We start from the raw sequence: 604 nt of genomic DNA on the forward strand, positions 1-604 counted from the left end.
GTCGAATACATGGCCAAGGGTCCGCGCCGGATCTCGCCGTTCTTCGTGCCGGGTTCGCTGATCAACCTGATCTCCGGCCATCTGTCCATCGCCTTCGGCATGAAGGGCCCCAGCTACGCCGTCGTGTCCGCCTGCACCACGGGCCTGCACAGCATCGGCGACGCGGCCCGCCTGATCGAGTACGGCGATGCCGACGTCATGCTGGCCGGCGGCGCCGAGTCGACCGTGTCGCCGTTGGGCATTGGCGGCTTTGCCGCGATGCGCGCGCTGTCGACCCGCAACGATGATCCTCAGACGGCTTCGCGTCCCTGGGATCGCGACCGCGACGGCTTCGTGCTGGGCGAGGGCGCCGGCGTGCTGGTGCTGGAAGAATACGAACACGCCAAGAAGCGCGGCGCGCGCATCTATGGCGAGTTCGCCGGCTACGGCATGAGCTCGGACGCGCATCACATCACGGCTCCCGACAAGGACGGCCCGCGCCGCGGCATTCTCAACGCGCTGCGCAACGGCGGCCTGAACCTGGAAGACGTCCAGTACGTCAACGCGCACGGCACCTCGACGCCCCTGGGCGACAAGAACGAGAGCGACGCGTTGAAGCTGGCGT

At 67.9% G+C, this 604-nt stretch carries 1 protein-coding gene; it reads left to right on the forward strand.

From position 1 onward, the window contains the following. On the forward strand, positions 1 to 604 hold a 604-nt coding region (locus tag RCF13_RS00560; protein ID WP_308140711.1), incomplete at both ends, for a beta-ketoacyl synthase N-terminal-like domain-containing protein.

Source organism: Stenotrophomonas maltophilia group sp. RNC7 (genome assembly GCF_030910085.1).
In the GTDB taxonomy this organism is placed as follows: Bacteria; Pseudomonadota; Gammaproteobacteria; order Xanthomonadales; family Xanthomonadaceae; genus Stenotrophomonas; species Stenotrophomonas sepilia.